Source organism: Flavobacterium tyrosinilyticum, from assembly GCF_023656565.1.
Lineage (GTDB): Bacteria > Bacteroidota > Bacteroidia > Flavobacteriales > Flavobacteriaceae > Flavobacterium > Flavobacterium tyrosinilyticum.
In genome coordinates this window covers 245570-262669 of sequence record NZ_JAMOKG010000004.1, presented here as the reverse complement: position 1 = coordinate 262669, position 17100 = coordinate 245570, and the positions used below count along the sequence as shown (strand labels likewise).

General features: G+C 33.5%; 17 protein-coding genes. 8 read left to right on the top strand and 9 right to left on the bottom strand.

Annotated elements, in window-relative coordinates:
* The first annotated feature begins 53 nt into the window (after nt 1–53).
* Both NCC77_RS21365 and NCC77_RS21360 read left to right on the top strand, forming a co-directional pair.
* Entirely contained in the window at nt 54–770 is a 717-nt protein-coding gene (locus NCC77_RS21365) for a CDP-alcohol phosphatidyltransferase family protein (protein WP_095929365.1), read from the top strand.
* A gap of 9 nt (nt 771–779) precedes the next feature.
* Nucleotides 780–1634: a glycoside hydrolase family 25 protein gene (locus NCC77_RS21360; protein WP_095929366.1), complete on the top strand. Its 855-nt coding sequence runs from the start codon at nt 780–782 to the stop codon at nt 1632–1634.
* A 115-nt stretch (nt 1635–1749) separates the two neighbouring features.
* On the opposite strand, the gene NCC77_RS21355 is transcribed toward NCC77_RS21360, so the two are convergent.
* From NCC77_RS21355 to NCC77_RS21335, 5 genes are all read right to left on the bottom strand, one after another.
* Nucleotides 1750–1971: a DUF5808 domain-containing protein gene (locus tag NCC77_RS21355; protein WP_095929367.1), complete on the bottom strand. Its 222-nt coding sequence runs from the start codon at nt 1969–1971 to the stop codon at nt 1750–1752.
* Nucleotides 1972–2056: 85 nt separating this feature from the next.
* On the bottom strand, nt 2057–2797 hold the full coding sequence (lptB, locus tag NCC77_RS21350; protein ID WP_029272155.1) for an LPS export ABC transporter ATP-binding protein: 741 nt from the start codon (nt 2795–2797) through the stop codon (nt 2057–2059).
* A gap of 144 nt (nt 2798–2941) precedes the next feature.
* Nucleotides 2942–3292 carry a carboxymuconolactone decarboxylase family protein gene (locus NCC77_RS21345; protein ID WP_144217757.1) on the bottom strand — a complete coding sequence of 117 codons (351 nt, stop codon included), beginning with the start codon at nt 3290–3292 and terminating at the stop codon, nt 2942–2944.
* The gene (gene tatC, locus NCC77_RS21340; RefSeq protein WP_248728198.1) at nt 3285–4100 is read right to left on the bottom strand and encodes a twin-arginine translocase subunit TatC; all 816 of its coding nucleotides are present in this window, start codon (nt 4098–4100) and stop codon (nt 3285–3287) included. The genes NCC77_RS21345 and tatC overlap by 8 nt, the downstream gene beginning before the upstream one ends.
* A complete protein-coding gene (locus NCC77_RS21335; RefSeq protein ID WP_250837387.1) occupies nt 4100–5065 on the bottom strand; it encodes a KpsF/GutQ family sugar-phosphate isomerase in 966 nt (321 codons plus the stop codon). Before NCC77_RS21335 ends, tatC begins: the two co-directional genes overlap by 1 nt.
* Before the next feature lie 86 nt (nt 5066–5151).
* On the opposite strand from NCC77_RS21335, the gene NCC77_RS21330 reads away from it, so the two are divergent.
* Nucleotides 5152–7347 carry a RecQ family ATP-dependent DNA helicase gene (locus NCC77_RS21330; RefSeq protein ID WP_250837386.1) on the top strand — a complete coding sequence of 732 codons (2196 nt, stop codon included), beginning with the start codon at nt 5152–5154 and terminating at the stop codon, nt 7345–7347.
* A 168-nt stretch (nt 7348–7515) separates the two neighbouring features.
* Here the strand turns inward: NCC77_RS21330 and NCC77_RS21325 are convergent, their stop codons facing one another.
* Nucleotides 7516–7755 (bottom strand): hypothetical protein, encoded by a 240-nt coding sequence (locus NCC77_RS21325; RefSeq protein WP_250837385.1) that lies wholly within the window; start codon nt 7753–7755, stop codon nt 7516–7518.
* A 230-nt stretch (nt 7756–7985) separates the two neighbouring features.
* On the opposite strand from NCC77_RS21325, the gene NCC77_RS21320 reads away from it, so the two are divergent.
* From NCC77_RS21320 to NCC77_RS21305, 4 genes are all read left to right on the top strand, one after another.
* A complete protein-coding gene (locus tag NCC77_RS21320) occupies nt 7986–9545 on the top strand; it encodes an NAD(P)/FAD-dependent oxidoreductase (protein WP_250837384.1) in 1560 nt (519 codons plus the stop codon).
* Nucleotides 9546–9611: 66 nt separating this feature from the next.
* Nucleotides 9612–10310: an SMI1/KNR4 family protein gene (locus NCC77_RS21315; protein WP_250837383.1), complete on the top strand. Its 699-nt coding sequence runs from the start codon at nt 9612–9614 to the stop codon at nt 10308–10310.
* A gap of 109 nt (nt 10311–10419) precedes the next feature.
* The gene (locus tag NCC77_RS21310) at nt 10420–11121 is read left to right on the top strand and encodes an SMI1/KNR4 family protein (RefSeq protein ID WP_250837382.1); all 702 of its coding nucleotides are present in this window, start codon (nt 10420–10422) and stop codon (nt 11119–11121) included.
* A 20-nt stretch (nt 11122–11141) separates the two neighbouring features.
* Entirely contained in the window at nt 11142–12227 is a 1086-nt protein-coding gene (locus NCC77_RS21305) for a DUF6630 family protein (protein ID WP_250837381.1), read from the top strand.
* A 132-nt stretch (nt 12228–12359) separates the two neighbouring features.
* On the opposite strand, the gene NCC77_RS21300 is transcribed toward NCC77_RS21305, so the two are convergent.
* Both NCC77_RS21300 and NCC77_RS21295 read right to left on the bottom strand, forming a co-directional pair.
* Nucleotides 12360–13319, bottom strand: a complete 960-nt coding sequence (locus NCC77_RS21300; RefSeq protein WP_250837380.1) for a quinone oxidoreductase family protein — start codon at nt 13317–13319, stop codon at nt 12360–12362.
* A 177-nt stretch (nt 13320–13496) separates the two neighbouring features.
* Complete coding sequence (locus NCC77_RS21295; protein WP_250837379.1) at nt 13497–14909, bottom strand: aminopeptidase P N-terminal domain-containing protein; 1413 nt, start codon at nt 14907–14909, stop codon at nt 13497–13499.
* A gap of 260 nt (nt 14910–15169) precedes the next feature.
* Between NCC77_RS21295 and NCC77_RS21290 the strand changes: the two genes are divergently transcribed.
* Nucleotides 15170–15607 (top strand): META domain-containing protein, encoded by a 438-nt coding sequence (locus NCC77_RS21290; protein ID WP_250837378.1) that lies wholly within the window; start codon nt 15170–15172, stop codon nt 15605–15607.
* Nucleotides 15608–15814: 207 nt separating this feature from the next.
* Here the strand turns inward: NCC77_RS21290 and NCC77_RS21285 are convergent, their stop codons facing one another.
* The gene (locus NCC77_RS21285) at nt 15815–17059 is read right to left on the bottom strand and encodes an RNA polymerase sigma factor (RefSeq protein ID WP_250837377.1); all 1245 of its coding nucleotides are present in this window, start codon (nt 17057–17059) and stop codon (nt 15815–15817) included.
* Nucleotides 17060–17100: the final 41 nt, after the last annotated feature.

Sequence of the window (17100 nt, the reverse complement as noted above, 5' to 3'; positions counted from 1 at the left end):
GCATCGAGTTATTATGCTAAATTTGTTCTCTGCCATTATCAAAATTTTAAACTATGAATATTAAAAAGCACATTCCAAATCTAATTACATTAATCAATCTTTTCTGTGGCTGTGTTGCAGTTGTTTTTGTCTCGAAAGGAGATTTTTTAATGGCTTTTTACATGGTTTGCTTAGGAATCTTTTTTGATTTCTTCGATGGTTTTTTTGCCAGATTATTTAAAGTTTCAAGTCCGCTTGGGTTACAGTTGGATTCTTTGGCAGATATGGTGACAAGCGGCGTTGTACCAGGTTACGTTATGTACAGTATGTTTGCGAGAGGTGGTGATCAATTAGGAAATCAAGCAATTGTTCCTTTTTTAGGGTTTATTATAACTTTAGGTGCTTGCTATAGATTAGCCAACTTTAATATCGATACTCGTCAGACAGATTCGTTTATTGGTTTGCCAACTCCTGCAAATGCCATTTTCATTATTAGTTTGCAAATAGTTCTGGATATGTATGCAGATTCGTCTCTTGTAATTCTTGAATTATTGACAAATCAATGGGTTTTATTACTTGTTACTTTGGGTAGCGCTTACATTATGAATGCTGAAATTCCGTTATTTTCTTTAAAAATTAAAAAATTCAGCTTAAAAGACAATGCACTTCAAATCGTGTTTTTGATTGTTTCAGTATTGTTAGGGGTATTACTTCACTACATCGCAATTCCGCTGATTATTGTTTTCTACGTTTTACTGTCTATTATCAATAATTTATTTCTGAAAAAGTAATTCTGTTTAATGGCAAGAAAAACGACTTATCGTAAAACATATTCAAGAAAACCAGCTGGAAGATCTTTTCTGAGCAGACTTTTTCGAGGACTTTTATTGATTTTTTTCGGACTTTTATTCATTGGGATAATTTATCATTATCGCAAAGGGCTTGCTTATTATTTAGGTTTTAAGACAGAAAAGGTTTTAGATGAAGATGCGGTTGATAAACACCTTTCTGATGTTAGGAATATTCGGGTTCTTGAAAATCATAAAGGAAAAGTAATTGGAATCGACGTGTCCGAATTTCAGGGAAAAGTCGATTGGGAAGAAGTCGAAATTTTAGATGAAAAATACCCTGTTCAATTTGTTTTTATTCGTGCAACTGCAGGGAATGATCGTGTAGATAGACAATTCAAAAGAAATTGGGAGGGAGCAAAAGAAAATAAAATTATGCGTGGCGCTTATCATTATTATCGTCCTAACGAAAATTCTATAGAACAAGCCGATCTTTTTATCAAAACAGTAAAATTACAAAAGGGAGATCTTCCGCCAGTTTTAGATATCGAAAAATTACCTAAAAATCAGCCTTTAGATAGTTTGAAAAAAGGGCTGAAACGTTGGTTGAATAAAGTCGAAAAACACTATCAGGTTCGTCCAATAATTTATTCTGGTGAACGATATTATTCTGATTTTTTAAAAGAAGAGTTTAGCGAATATCTTTTCTGGATTGCCAATTATAATTTCTACAGAGAAAAAATCGAAGATGATTGGCTGTTTTGGCAGTTTACTGAAAAAGCTTCTCTGCCAGGAATCAAACACCGAGTTGATGTTAATATTTACAATGGCGATTTAGAGCAATTGCATTTTATTACGGTTGAGTAATAGAGATTAGTATTTAGGTTTTTAGTGTTCAGTCTTTTATCAAAAAAAATCAGTTTTTTTAGTCTCAGCCCAAAACTGATCACTAAAAAACTGACCACTGAATACTTTTTTAAATTTATTTCAATAAAACTAAAATAACAATTATTATAAAAGGCAATAGAAGCATTACAGAATATGGATTGGCAAAATTTATAGTATAGCCCATCCATTGAATCTTTTTTGGGGGAAGCAATCTTTTGTCTTTCGGATTATAATAACAGGTGTTGAAGAAATACCAATTCTTTGGATCTTTATGCCAATTATCGTAATCTTCCTGAGTTGGTTTTTCTGATTTCATTCGTAACTTTTTTAAGAATCTTAGATTAAAAAAAATGGTAAAAAGAAATTTTTATTTTACTTTTTACCATTCAGATATAACTTTCTTAAAATTCCAGTTTCTTTTTACGAAGCTCGAAGTTTTGTCCAAGATAAACACGGCGAACCATTTCATCTTCTACCAATTCTTCTGGAACTCCTGCTTTAAGAATTCCTCCTTCAAACATTAAGTATGTTTTGTCGGTAATCGCTAATGTTTCCTGAACGTTGTGATCGGTAATTAGGATTCCGATGTTTTTATTTTTCAATTGTGCCACAATTCGCTGAATGTCTTCAACTGCAACTGGGTCAACTCCTGCAAAAGGCTCATCCAATAAAATAAATTTAGGATCGGTTGCCAATGCGCGAGCAATCTCTGTACGACGACGCTCACCTCCAGAAAGTAAATCGCCTCGGTTGGTGCGAATGTGCTCTAAACTGAATTCTTCGATTAAACTTTCCATTTTGGCAATTTGCTCTTCTTTAGAAAGTTTAGTCAATTGTAAAACGCTCAAGATATTGTCTTCAATACTTAATTTTCTAAATACAGAAGCTTCTTGTGCCAAATAACCAATTCCTTGCTGTGCACGTTTGTACATTGGGTAATCAGTAATGTTCAAATCGTCAAGATAGATGTTTCCTTGATTTGGTTTTACCAATCCCACAATCATGTAAAAAGACGTTGTTTTTCCAGCTCCATTCGGACCCAAAAGCCCTACGATTTCTCCTTGATTTACTTCAACAGAAATCCCTTTTACAACACTACGTCCTTTATAAGTTTTGATTAAATTATCGGCTCTTAGCTTCATTTTTTTTAATTAGATAATGTGTCAATTTGATAATGAGATAATTATTATCTCTGTTGGCAAAATAAAATAAAATAAATTAATCAATTAAACGAATTAACATATCATATGAAAATTATCTAATGGACTAATTATCTCATTCTCTAATTATTTTCCCGCTTCTTCAAGAGCTTCCCAGAATTCATAAGCTCTTCTTAAATGAGGAATCACAATTGTTCCTCCAACTAGAGTTGCGATTCCCATTGCTTCCATCATTTCTTCTTTAGAAACGCCTTCTTTATAGCTGGTTTCTAAATGGTATTTTACGCAGTCATCACATCTTAAAACAGTTGATGCTACTAGACCCAAAAGTTCTTTTGTTTTTACATCAAGAGCGCCTTCAGCATAAGCATTAGTGTCAAGATTAAAAATTCGCTTTACAATTTTGTTATTGTCAGCAAGCAGTTTTTCGTTCATTTTAGAACGATAATCGTTAAATTCTTGAATGATATCAGACATTTTCTTTTAATTTATTTTTATAAACAATCTTCGAAATTAGAATACTAACTTCGTAAATAAGCAACATCGGAATTGCTACAATAGTTTGGCTCACAACGTCTGGTGGCGTTACGATTGCGGCAATGATTAGAATAATTACGACGGCATATTTCCAATACTTTCTCAAGAATTGTGGGGTTACTAATCCTAATTTCGTTAAGAAATAAATGGCAATTGGAAGTTCAAAAAAGATCGCACTTCCCAAAATGCTTGTTTTTACCATTCCCATATACGATTCTAGGGTAAATTGGTTTTTTACAACATCACTTACAGAGAAAGTTGCAACGAAGTTTACCGACATCGGAATTACAACAAAATACCCAAATAATACTCCTAAAAAGAAAAGTAATGAAGAGACAAAAATGAACAATTTCGCATTCTTTCTTTCTTTCTCATAAAGAGCCGGACTGATGAACTTCCAGATTTCCCATAAAATATAAGGGAAACTCAATATGAAACCAGCTAGAAGACACATCCATACAAAGATGTTAACCTGACCTTCCATTTCGGTATTCTGAATAATAAAATTTAGTTCTGTAATACAAATGCTGTCAGCAAAACCTAGCTGATGCGATAAGTCGCAAAACCAAACATAGGTAAAGAATGTTGGTCTTATCGGACCTAAAATAATTTGATCAAATAAATAATCACTAATAAAATAAGTAACAAATGCCATTATGCATGTTGCAAGTGTACTTCTAACCAATAACCATCTTAGTTCTTCAAGATGATCCAAAAATGACATTTCGCCAAGATTTTTTTTTGCCATTATACGATTCCTTCTTTTAAAATGTCATGTAAATGTAAAACGCCTTTGTATGTTCCTTCGTCAGAAACAATTAGCTGTGTAATAGAGTAGTCTTCTAAAATATTTAAAGCATCGACAGCCATAGTTTCAGACGAAACTACTTTTGGATTTTTAGACATAATATCTCTTGCAGTTAAGTCCGCAATAGTATCTACGTCGTTTAGCATTCTTCGGATGTCTCCATCGGTAATAATTCCAACAATTTTATTATCTTCAATTACTGCAGTAACTCCTAATCTTTTTTCAGAGATTTCAAAAATCACTTTTTTGACAGATGTATCAGGAGCTACAGCTGGTTTTAGTGAGTTTTCTATCATATCTTTTACGCGAAGCAATAGTTTTTTTCCTAAAGCACCTCCTGGATGATAAACTGCAAAATCTTCGGGTTTAAAATCACGCATCTCCATTAAACAAACGGCTAAAGCATCACCCATTACAAGCTGTGCTGTTGTGCTATTTGTCGGAGCTAAATTGATAGGGCAGGCCTCTGTGTCAACAGTTGTGTTTAAAACCAAATTTGAACCTTTTGCTAAAAATGAAGTTGTGTTTCCTGTAATAGCAATTAAGGTGTTTCCAAATCTTTTTAATAAAGGAACAAGGACTTTGATTTCTGGACTATTTCCGCTTTTAGAAATGCAAATAATGATGTCGTCGTTTTGAATCATTCCTAAATCGCCGTGAATTGCTTCTGCGGCATGTAAAAACATAGAAGGAGTTCCGGTTGAATTAAAAGTAGCCACCATTTTTTGTGCAATGATAGCGCTTTTTCCAATCCCCGTTACGATCAAACGGCCTTTGGTTTCGTATATGCGTTGGACAGCTTCGTAAAAATTTTCGTCCAAAAAATCAATTAGTTTTGTAATTGCTTCACTTTCAGAGAGTATTGTTTTCTTGGCAATCGCCAATATATTTTCTTTTGTGATCAAAACAGAATATTTAAAATTTGTATGTATAAAAGAAAGTTGTATCTTTATGTGTTGCAAATTTATACAAAATACCATTAATATAGAGAATGAATTCAAATGAAATTGAAATACATAAAGAATTAAAGAAGTATTTCGGCTTTAGCCAATTTAAAGGCTTGCAAGAGCAAGTCATTACGAGTATCCTAGACAGAAAGAATACGTTCGTAATAATGCCGACTGGTGGTGGAAAGTCTCTTTGCTATCAATTGCCAGCTTTAATTCAAGAAGGAACAGCAATTGTTGTTTCTCCTTTAATTGCTTTGATGAAAAACCAGGTTGACGCAATTCGAAGTCTTTCGTCTGAGAATGGAATTGCACATGTATTAAATTCTTCCCTAACTAAAACAGAAATTGCGCAAGTCAAAAAAGATATTACGTCTGGATTGACCAAACTTTTGTATGTCGCCCCCGAATCATTAACAAAAGAAGAATATGTAGCCTTTTTACAAAGTGTACCTATTTCTTTTGTTGCTATCGATGAAGCACACTGTATCTCAGAATGGGGACATGACTTTAGGCCAGAGTACAGAAATCTGAGAAATATAATTAAGCAGCTGGGGAAAGTGCCTATTATTGGACTTACTGCAACTGCAACACCAAAGGTTCAGGAAGATATTCTGAAAAACCTTGATATGATTGATGCCAATACTTTTAAAGCGTCTTTCAACAGACCGAACTTATATTATGAGGTTCGTACAAAAACAAAAAATATCGAATCGGATATTATTCGATTTATCAAACAGCATAAAGGCAAATCTGGAATTATTTACTGCTTAAGCCGTAAAAAAGTAGAATCTATTGCTGAAGTTTTACAAGTAAACGGAATCAGTGCTGTTCCTTATCACGCAGGTTTAGATGCAAAAACGCGGGCTAAACATCAGGATATGTTCTTGATGGAAGATGTTGATGTCGTTGTAGCAACAATCGCATTCGGAATGGGAATTGATAAGCCAGACGTTCGTTTTGTAATTCACCACGATATTCCAAAATCATTAGAAAGCTACTATCAGGAAACCGGTCGTGCAGGACGTGATGGTGGAGAAGGGCATTGTTTGGCTTATTACTCTTATAAAGATGTAGAAAAGCTGGAGAAATTTATGTCTGGAAAACCAGTTGCCGAGCAAGAGATTGGTTTTGCACTTTTACAAGAAGTTGTGGCTTACGCCGAAACTTCAATGTCGCGTAGAAAATTCCTTCTTCATTATTTCGGTGAAGAATTTGACAGCGAAACAGGCGAAGGAGCCGATATGGACGACAACGTTCGTAATCCAAAACATAAAGTAGAGGCCAAAGAAGAAGTGGTTAAGTTGCTAGAAATTGTTCGGGATACGAAACATATTTACAAGTCAAAAGAAATTGTTTTTACTTTAATAGGACGTATTAATGCTGTAATTAAAGCGCACAAAACAGATACGCAACCTTATTTTGGTTCTGGTTCTAGTCACGACGAAAAATATTGGATGGCTTTATTGAGACAAGTTTTGGTGACAGGGCTTTTGTCAAAAGATATTGAAACTTATGGCGTAATAAAAATTACGCAAGAAGGTCTTGATTTTATTAAAAAGCCAGTTTCATTTATGATGTCTGAAGATCATGAATACACCGAAGCCGATGATGAAACTATTGTGTCTGGAGGAAAATCTTCTGGTACTGCAGACGAAGTTTTAACGGGAATGCTTCGTGAACTTCGTAAAAAAGTAGCCAAAAAACTTGGAGTTCCTCCATTTGTAGTTTTCCAAGATCCGTCAATCGAAGATATGGCTTTAAAATATCCGATAACAATTCAGGAATTATACAATATTCATGGTGTTGGAGAAGGGAAAGCTAAAAAATATGGAAGCGAATTTGTTGCATTAATCAGCCGTTATGTTGAGGACAATGATATTATTCGCCCAGACGATTTGGTAGTAAAATCTACAGGAGTAAATTCTGCTAATAAATTATATATCATTCAGAATATTGATAGAAAACTTTCATTAAATGATATCGCTTCCGCAAAAGGACTTTCGATGGATGCGCTGATTAAAGAAATGGAGCAAATCGTTTATTCTGGAACAAAACTTAACATAAAATATTGGATTGATGACATGCTTGATGATGATCAACAAGAAGAAATTCACGATTATTTCATGGAATCTGAATCTGATAAAATCGAAGATGCCTTAAAAGAATTTGATGGCGATTACGATATTGACGAATTACGTTTAATGCGTATTAAGTTTATCAGCGAGGTGGCTAATTAAATTCCAATTTTAGAAATTCCAAATTCCAAAATAATAAAATATTAAAAAATACAAATTCCAAATTCCAAGCAATCTAAAGCATTGGGATTTGGAATTTTTTATTTGAGATTTTTCTAAGTAATTGAGATTTCCCAGTAATTGGAATTTGGAATTTTCTTTTTTGGAATTTTATTCACTATAAACTTCCCCTCGATGCGGTTTCAAAGCATCTCTTACTTGAATCATATTTTCATCGGTTACGACCATAAAAGCTATGGCGTACATATCGTCTATGATTTTAAATCCTGTAATATTTAAAGGTAGCTTTTCAATTACTATATATTCTTTCAAATGGATCTCGTGATGTTCTGCTGTTTTTGCAGAAGCAGGACCACGGAAATCCCAGATTAGTTTTATTTTTCTAGACATTTTTTTAAGGTGCAAAGGTTGTGAGGAACAAAGATACAAAGTCTTTCTTAAAGGTTGTATGTAGAGACGCACTGCAGTGCGTCTCTACGATATTCTTTGTACTGAAAATTTGCTTTGATTTGTCTAAATCTGTGTGCAAATTTTAGAGTAAATATAAAATCTCATTTCAAAATAGTACTTTTGCATCTTCTTTTCATAGAAAGAAAAGCTAATAGAATAAAAAAGACAAAATGCCTAAAGAACTTTTACTTCAAGTAACACCAGAAATTGCTGCAAACGAATCATTGCTAAAAGACCATTTGTCTAAGCAGATTAAAGTTTCTGCTCAAGAAATTCAGCACGTTTCAATTTTAAAACGCTCTATTGATGCACGTCAGAAAGCGATTAAAATTAATTTGAAAGTTCTTATTTATTTAAAAGGCGAACCTTTTCAGGAAACCAAAATTCAGCTTCCTATATATAAGGACGTTTCGAATGCACAAGAAGTTATTGTGGTTGGCGCTGGTCCGGCTGGACTTTTTGCGGCACTGCAATTAATTGAATTAGGTTTGAAGCCAATTGTATTGGAACGTGGAAAAGACGTTCGAGGCCGTCGTCGCGACTTAAAAGCGATAAATCGCGAACATATCGTTAACGAAGATTCTAATTATTGTTTTGGCGAAGGCGGAGCAGGAACGTATTCTGATGGAAAATTATATACGCGTTCTAAAAAACGTGGTGATGTAACTAGAATCTTAGAACTTTTAGTAGCTTTTGGAGCTTCTGAAGACATTTTGGTAGAAGCGCATCCGCACATTGGAACTAATAAATTACCTAAAATTATTGAAGATATCCGAAATAAAATTAGAGAATTTGGAGGTCAGGTTTTATTTGAAACTCGTGTAAGCGATATTTTAGTAAAGAACAATGAAGTTGAAGGAATCGTAACCCAAAACGGAGATAAAATTCATGCCAATAAATTAATATTAGCAACAGGACATTCGGCGCGCGATATTTTTGAATTATTAGACCAAAAGAAAATTTTAATAGAAGCAAAACCTTTTGCTTTGGGAGTTCGTGCAGAACATGCGCAAGAATTAATCGACAGTATTCAATACAGCTGTGATTTCCGTGGCGAACATTTGCCACCAGCGCCATATTCTATTGTAAAACAAGTTAACGGTCGCGGAATGTACTCGTTCTGTATGTGTCCGGGAGGTGTAATTGCGCCATGTGCAACAAGTCCGGGAGAGGTAGTTACAAATGGTTGGTCACCATCAAAACGTGATCAGTCAACAGCAAATTCTGGAATTGTAGTCGAATTGAAATTAGAAGATTTTAAGCCTTTTGCCAAATTCGGTGCTTTGGCTGGAATGGAATTTCAAAAAAGTATCGAACAAAAAGCTTGGCATTTAGCTGGACAAACTCAAAAAGTTCCAGCGCAAAGAATGATTGATTTTACACAAAGTAAAGTTTCAGCAGATATTCCGAAAACATCTTATGTGCCTGGCACTACTTCCGTAGAATTGGGACAGGTTTTTCCAGGATTTTTAACTCAGATTATGCGTCAGGGATTTCAGGATTTTGGAAAATCAATGCGAGGTTATTTAACTAACGAAGCCATTTTACATGCGCCAGAAAGCAGAACTTCATCTCCAGTGAGAATTCCAAGAGATCCTATGACTTTTGAGCATTTGCAAATCAAAGGTTTGTATCCTTGCGGAGAAGGTGCAGGTTATGCGGGCGGAATTATTTCTGCTGCAATTGATGGTGAAAAATGTGCCTTAATGATTGCGGAATCCTTGAAATAATCAATTTTATTTTGTAGTAAAAGTTTTATATTTTTGTAAATATTTTAAACTTTTAAATATAATAAAATGACGCCGCAAGAAATTGAGAAGAAATATGGATTTGAGTATCCTTCTTTGTATAAGCAGTTATATGTAGACGGAATGCTAGATTGGGGAGAATTTAGTCCTAATTGGTATTTTGAGATTTACCCAAAATTAAAAGATAATCCGCCTCTACTTTTACACTCTTATGATTTTGAGCTAATGGATTTAAAATCAGTTTCTCAAGAAATCGAAGAACTTATGGATCCTGATAATTATAGAAACATAAATGAGGAATTTAGATTCATACCGTTTGCACACAATGCAGCTGGAGATCATTATTGCTTCTTTTTGAATAAAGAGAATAAAGGCGAATTGCCTGTAGTTTTTCTTTATCATGATGATAATGAAGCAGAGTATATGGCTAAAAATCTTCAGGATTTTATTTTTAGAATGATTTTGCAAGATATGTCTCAGCAAGATACTTTTAATAAGGTTAAGGATGAAGAATTCAGAAATGATCTTGTGAATGTACTTAAATCTCACGCAAAATATTTAACAGATAAAGAACAAGATATTTTGCAAAATATATTAAGACGTGAAATTATAGATTATGAAATTTCATTTTCTTATGGCAATGAAGACGCAAGAGGGTTATTAACCGATATAGAAATGAAAAAAATAATTAATGAAATTATTCCTTTCGATAAAATGGATATTAGTTTTGAGTATTCTACAGATTAAAAAACATCTTTATCATTGCGGAATCCTTGAAATAATTGGCTTCGCACTTTTCATGTAGGAAAAGATTGTTATCTTAGTATTCTGATTTTAATAGAATATTCCCCCAAAGATGACAATACAAGAAATCGAAAAAAAATACGGATTTGAATTTCCGCTCTTATACAAACAGTTAGACGCAGACGGCATGCTTGATGTCGGAGAATATGGTCCGAATTGGTATACTGAGGTTTATCCTACTTTAAAAGAAAATCCGCCTTTGCTTCTACATTCTTATGATTTTGAATCATTGAATTTAAAATCGGTTGCAGAAGAAATAGAAGAACTTCAAGATCCAGAAGATTATCGAAACATAAATCCAGAATTTAAATTTATTCCGTTTGCTAAAAGTGGCGGTGGCGATCATTATTGTTTCTTTTTAAACGAAGAAAATAATGGCGATGTGCCGATCGTTTTTGTTTGGCATGACATGAACGAAGTAAATTATCTGGCAAAAAATCTTCAGGATTTTATCTTCAAAGTTTTATTGATCGATATGTCGAAACAAGATGTTTACAATGAACTTACTGATGAAGAATTTAGAAACGACATTGAATCGGTTTTTAAATCGCACAAAAAGTATTTGACAGAACAGCAAAATACAATTCTGTCCGCTATTTTAGAACGCGATATTATTGATTATGAAATACATGTTTCTCCAAAAATAGTAGAATCGGCTAGAGGATTATTAACAGATTTCGAATTAGAATCGATTGTCAATGAGGTAATTCCTTTTAATAAAATGAATCAGAGTTTTAAATATTCAAACGATTAGTTTTTATACAAGATATTTTTATGAGCTTTTTCTCCAATCTATTTAATAGAAATAATGATCCAAAATCGATCATTTCTTTTGATGTTGTCGATCCTATTTATTCGTATTTATATAACCAAGAATCTAGCCTTGAATTAAAAGTAAAAGGAATTCAAGAAGATGTTATTGTAAATTTATTTTTCTTTCCAAGTTCTTTCGATCATGAAGAAGGAAAAGAAGAAATTAAAAAAGCAGGTTTCAACAATTCGTATGAAGTTCTAAACGAGCTTTATAAAAAAGTGAATATTGGTGTTCTTTCAGACGAAGCCATACAAGAAGGTTTAGAATATGATTTTATACATATTCAGTTTTATTCGGAGCCAACTGCAGAAGAGAAAAAGTTTTTTAAACGTTCAATAAAAAACTTTGTAATCTTTTTTTGCTGCACCAATAGTTTAGAAGTAAACGATTTTAAAATTTTATATTCAGGAAGACATTTCTTCGATTATACAAAGGGATTGTTGGAAAGCGAACTCTTGGATGTAAATAATCCGAAGAATGAAAGTGAAGCAATTGGAATTAGAGATTTTAAATTGGTTTTACAGGGAATCTGCCAATATTTAAATATTGAAATTCCAGAAACGGTCGAACTTCCTTCGTCTGAAAATTTAGTAGAAAATGAAGAAGCTACTCTAGAATCTTTTGAAGAATTTATCAAATTAGTTTCAAGAGAAAATATCGAAGAAAAAGAACTAAAAAAGCAATCTAAAAAACTCTTTAAAGACTATCAAAAAGGAACAAATGAATATCACGATATTGTTGATGGTCATTTTGATTTCTTTGAAAGTATTGATGCTTGGAACAGTGACTGGAAATTTGATCCCGAAGATGCTGAATATTTTATTTCTGAAATGATTGGCGAAGATCTTAATTTCGAATATCCGGAAGAAACCTATAGTCATGATTTGTTTCCTTATATTCAGTCAGCTCTAGAAAAACGCGGTTTCGAATTAATGAGTTACAATACAAATGGAGATAATTACTTGTTTTTTGTAGCCAATAAAGAAGATGTTGGAAGGATTTTAGAATTATCTGAAATTACTAAAATTGCGATTGATCAATTGTAGGTTTATTAACGTATCGCTTGTCATCCTGACGGAGGAAGGATCACACTAGTAATTCGGCAAAGATTGGAGATGCTCTTTGTGGAGCTTCGTGTGTGATCCTTGCTCCGTCAGGATGACAGAAAAGACGATCCGTTAAGGAATCAAAATAATTTTTCCAGTGCTTTTTCTGCTTTCTAGAAAATCATGCGCCAGTTTTCCTTCTGATAATTTAAAAGAAGTTGGTTCAGAAAGTTTGATTTTTCCTTCTGTAATCCAATCGAATAACTCAGTTGCGCGTTTAATTCGTTCTTCTTTCGAATTCAAATAACTCCATAAATCGCCTCCAGTTAAAGTTTTAGAACCGTCCATCAGCATTCTAGGATCTACAGGTGCTGGATCTCCGCCCGCCATTCCGAAGAAAACGACTTGTCCGCATTCTTTAGTGATTTCAAAACTTTCCATTAAAGTACTTCCAATACTGTCATAAACGGCATCGACACCTTTTGGAACAACTTTAAAAACTTGTAATTTCCAATCTTCATTGTAAAGAAAAACGTGATCTGCGCCTTGTTCAAATCCGATCTTTGCTTTTTCAGCCGATGAGGTTAAACCAATAACAGTTGCACCCAAAAGTTTACTGATTTGAGTTAATAGCTGCCCAACTCCGCCAGCAACCGCATGTATTAGAACGGTTTCTCCTTTGGCAGTTTTATGGCTGTCTGTGGCAAGATAATGAGCGGTTAAGCCTTGAAGCAAAACAGAAGCGGCAGTTTCAAAAGAAATATTCTCAGATAATGGAATAATGTGATCTACGTTTAAAGCAACCAATTCTGCATTGGCAAATGGAGCGTCAGCAAAAGCCACACGATCACCAACTTTATATTCTGGATGATTGTTGGCATCAACCACAATTCCTGCGCCCTCATAACCTGCAATAAAAGGCGGATTTCCTTTTAAATGATAATTCCCTTTTCGGCGGTAAACATCGGCAAAATTTAGTCCGATGGCTTTCATCTCGACTAAGATTTCATCTTTTTTTAATTGCGGATTAGGGATTTCTATATATTCTAAAACATCTGAATCTCCGAATGAAGAAAATGTTAGTGCTTTCATTTTTGAGTAATTTAAAAATGTAAAGTTCGGGAAAAATCAAAAGAAAAAGCCTCAAAATAATTGAGGCTTTGGTTTATTTTTTATTTGCCACAGATTAAAAAGATTTACACAGATTTTTTTCAGTTTTAATTTAAAAATCTTAATAGTCCTTTTAATCTGTGGCTAAAATGAAACGAATTAGATTTTAGGTAATTTCATATCATTAAAAGTGCTTTTTTGTTTGGCTAAAGCTTCTATATCTTGCCATTTTCTAGGAGAATCTGCAGACAGGTTTTCATACGAATCTTTAAGCATTAAAATATCATCTTCGATACGAACGCCAATATTCCACCATTTTTTATCGCATTTACTGTTTGCTGGAATATAAATTCCTGGTTCAACAGTAAGAATCATGTTTTCTTTTATAAGAGTCTGCGGTCCGTTGTAAGTTCCTTTGTCATGAACATCTAAACCCAGAAAGTGCGAACAGCTATGAGGATAATATAATCTTACATCTTTTGGATCTGTGATAATTCCTAATTTAATCAAACCTTTGGCTATGACGTCTTTTGCGGTTTCGTTTAAAGCCACTAGCGGAGTTTCTTCTTTGCAGATTTTAAAAACAGCTTCTTGAGCATCATATACGATTTGATAAATCGCTTTTTGTTCTTCAGTAAATTTTCCGTTTGCCGGAATTGTTCTAGTAACGTCTGCAGAATAACCGTGATACTCAGAACCAACATCCATTAGTAATAATTGATTGTCAATTTTTGTGGCGTTGTTTTCCCAATAATGCAAGATGCATCCGTTTGCTCCAGCTCCCACAATTGGACCATAACCTTCTGCCTCTGCGCCATAATGTTTATGAATGTAAGCATGAATTCCGTCAACTTCATTTTCGCTCATATCTGGCCCCACGGCTTTCATAACTTCGTTATGTGCAATGCATGAAAGTTTTACCGTTTTGCGCATCAAGACAAGTTCTTCAGGCGTTTTTATTTCGCGAAGAGAACTGGTAATTTTAGAGAATAAATTTGTAGAATCTTCATTTGCTTTTGTAATTCCTGCTTTAGATTTAAAGGATTTCAGCAATACGTATAAATTGTCAGGATGGTCGCTTTCTTTTGCATCTGTCGGGAATTCATCATAGATAACTTTATCGAATTTTGAGAAATCAATGGCAAACGCGTTAAAATCTTTTCCGTTATAAACAGTGGTAAAGCCAAGCTTTGATTTTGCGCCTTCAATTCCTAAACGTCTTCCTGTCCACATTTCGCGATTTGCATTTTTTTCTCTAACAAAAAGAACTTCATTGTACTTTTCGGTGCCTTGTGCTTCTTTAAAAATTAATAAAATAGCATCTGGTTCTTTGTATCCTGATAAATAATACATGTCCGGATTTGCGTGGTAATTATAATCGATATCTCTAGAAAAAACTCTTTCGGGATAAGAAAAAACAACTGCTACAGAATTGGCAGGCATTAAAGCTCTAAAAGCTTCGCGTCGTCCTTGATGAAATTCTTTTGTGAGATAATCTGTTGGAAGGTTTTCTTGCGATTGAACAAGCGAAGTGGTCAATGCAAATACAAACAAAAATAGGAATTGTTTCATTTTTTGGTTTTTTATTGATGATTTTGGTCTTTTTGATTGATGCAAATTACAAAAAAAATAGTGTCACTTGTTTTATTTTAAACATCTGGGCTATAAAACTTTAAATAATTTGTAGTAACTTAGAGACAGAAAATAACGGCTTCGGATAAAATTTAAACTTAAGAAAAGCTGTAACTGGGCATGAATATTGAGAATAGGATTTTATAGAATTATTTTAGTTCAAAAACAAAAACAAATTATAAATCTTTAAAAACATTTTTATGAAAAAATACACATTTGCCATCCTTTCAGTTTTAACGCTATTATTTGCTTCATGCAAGACGTCAAAAACAGATAAAAGTGCCGACGACTTATTTGGTACAACTTGGGAATTAGAATATATCTCTGGACCAAGAATTGCTTTTGAAGGATTATATCCAAATAAAAAACCACAGCTTACTTTTGATCAAAAAGAAACAAAGGTATATGGGAATAACGGATGTAATGGTTATAGTGCATCTTATATCTTAAAAGGAAAGTCCTTAACTTTTGGAGAAGAGGGACCAACTACAATGATGTTTTGTGAAGGTGGGGGAGAACAGCAGTTTTTAAAACAAATCAGGCTAATTACAAGTTATTCTATTGATAAAGATGGCAAATTAAATTTAATTCAGGGCGATGTGCCAATGATGAGATTTAAAAAAGTAGCAAAGCAATAGTATTCAAAATCAGAATAACAAAAAAGCTGTCTCAAAAGGACAGCTTTTTTGTTGGATGAAATGTTATAAAATTCATTTTTTTTATATAAATATGTCGCTCCTCCGGAGCTTTATGCTGTAGACATTTATATTTTTGCTATAAATATTTCGCTCTTCCAGAGCTTATTCTTTTCTATAAATATTTTGTTCCTCTGGAGCTTAAAAAAGCTAAATTGTTTTCCACTTCAACTGTTCGATGTTTTTGCTGATAATGTTTTTGTCTGCAATGGTTTTGGCTAAATCTCTTGCTTTCTCAAAATGTTCTAATGCCTTTTTTACATCAACTTCAGAATAAAGATTTCCAAGTAAAGAATAATAAAAATGATTATCGGTTAAATTCAGTTTTTCGGCTTCTTTAATTGCTTCTGTTTTTCCTTTTACTTTAGATAAGGCGTAGGTTCTGTTTAAAGCCACAATTGGCGAATATTCTAAAATGATGAGATTGTTGTAGAGCTCCAGAATGTTTTCCCATTTCTCAGTTGTTTCTTTTTTAATAGTATGCCAATACGCAATTCCAGCTTCTAAGTGGTATTTTGAAAGTGTATTTCCGGTTGAGGATTGGCTTAGAAAATAAGTTCCCTTGTCTATTAATTCCTGATTCCAAAGCGATTGATCCTGATCTTCGTATAAAATAATTTCACCGTTTAAACCCGTTCGGGCATCAAATCTTGACGAATGAAAACACATCAAAGCCATTAAAGCATTGGTTTGCGGGAGATTTGTGCTTTCGTTCTGAATCAATAAATAAGTCAGACGCATGGCTTCGGTGCAAAGGTCTTTTCGTAAAGTAGTATTTTGCGAAATAGAGTAGTACCCTTCGGAATAAAGCAGGTAAATAGTTTTGAGAACAGTTTGTATTCTGTCTTTTATTTCAGCGTTATTCGGATGCTGAATTTTTATATTTTCTTCCTTCAGTTTTTCTTTGGCGCGATTTATCCTTTTGTAAATAACTTCTTTATTAGATAAAAATGCATCAGAGATTTCATTAATTCCAAAACCACATAATAGATTTAAAGCAAGAGCAATTTGAGCTTCTTCAGAATTGCAGGGATTGCAAACCGTAAATATCATTGCGAGTTGACTATCAGCAATATTTTGATCAGATAAATCAAGGTCGATTTCAGGATTGTTTAATGGAGTATTGTGTTTTATTTCGGTAACTATTTTGGTTTCAAAAACATTGTTTCTTTTCAGGTAGTTTTTTGTTTTGTTTTTGGCAACGGTATACAGCCACGCGCTCGGATTTTCTGGTATTCCTTTAATGGCCCAAGTTTCTGAAGCGGTCAAAAAGGTATCGCTTACAATATCTTCTGCAATTTCGATATGCTGAATTCCAAATAAGCTGCAGAGAACTGAAACTATTTTTTGATATTCGGTTCTGAATAAATTGGGAATAAGTTCTTTGTGCTCCATATTTTAAGGAAAAATGCCTAAGTAAAGATACAAAGGCATTT

Coding starts and splice junctions, on each gene's coding strand:
- NCC77_RS21365 (WP_095929365.1), top strand. CDS start 54: ATGAATATTAAAAAGCACATTCCAAATCTAATTACATTAATCAATCTT.
- NCC77_RS21360 (WP_095929366.1), top strand. CDS start 780: ATGGCAAGAAAAACGACTTATCGTAAAACATATTCAAGAAAACCAGCT.
- NCC77_RS21355 (WP_095929367.1), bottom strand. CDS start 1,971: ATGAAATCAGAAAAACCAACTCAGGAAGATTACGATAATTGGCATAAA.
- lptB (WP_029272155.1), bottom strand. CDS start 2,797: ATGAAGCTAAGAGCCGATAATTTAATCAAAACTTATAAAGGACGTAGT.
- NCC77_RS21345 (WP_144217757.1), bottom strand. CDS start 3,292: ATGTCTGATATCATTCAAGAATTTAACGATTATCGTTCTAAAATGAAC.
- tatC (WP_248728198.1), bottom strand. CDS start 4,100: ATGGCAAAAAAAAATCTTGGCGAAATGTCATTTTTGGATCATCTTGAA.
- NCC77_RS21330 (WP_250837386.1), top strand. CDS start 5,152: ATGAATTCAAATGAAATTGAAATACATAAAGAATTAAAGAAGTATTTC.
- NCC77_RS21325 (WP_250837385.1), bottom strand. CDS start 7,755: ATGTCTAGAAAAATAAAACTAATCTGGGATTTCCGTGGTCCTGCTTCT.
- NCC77_RS21320 (WP_250837384.1), top strand. CDS start 7,986: ATGCCTAAAGAACTTTTACTTCAAGTAACACCAGAAATTGCTGCAAAC.
- NCC77_RS21315 (WP_250837383.1), top strand. CDS start 9,612: ATGACGCCGCAAGAAATTGAGAAGAAATATGGATTTGAGTATCCTTCT.
- NCC77_RS21310 (WP_250837382.1), top strand. CDS start 10,420: ATGACAATACAAGAAATCGAAAAAAAATACGGATTTGAATTTCCGCTC.
- NCC77_RS21305 (WP_250837381.1), top strand. CDS start 11,142: ATGAGCTTTTTCTCCAATCTATTTAATAGAAATAATGATCCAAAATCG.
- NCC77_RS21300 (WP_250837380.1), bottom strand. CDS start 13,319: ATGAAAGCACTAACATTTTCTTCATTCGGAGATTCAGATGTTTTAGAA.
- NCC77_RS21295 (WP_250837379.1), bottom strand. CDS start 14,909: ATGAAACAATTCCTATTTTTGTTTGTATTTGCATTGACCACTTCGCTT.
- NCC77_RS21290 (WP_250837378.1), top strand. CDS start 15,170: ATGAAAAAATACACATTTGCCATCCTTTCAGTTTTAACGCTATTATTT.
- NCC77_RS21285 (WP_250837377.1), bottom strand. CDS start 17,059: ATGGAGCACAAAGAACTTATTCCCAATTTATTCAGAACCGAATATCAA.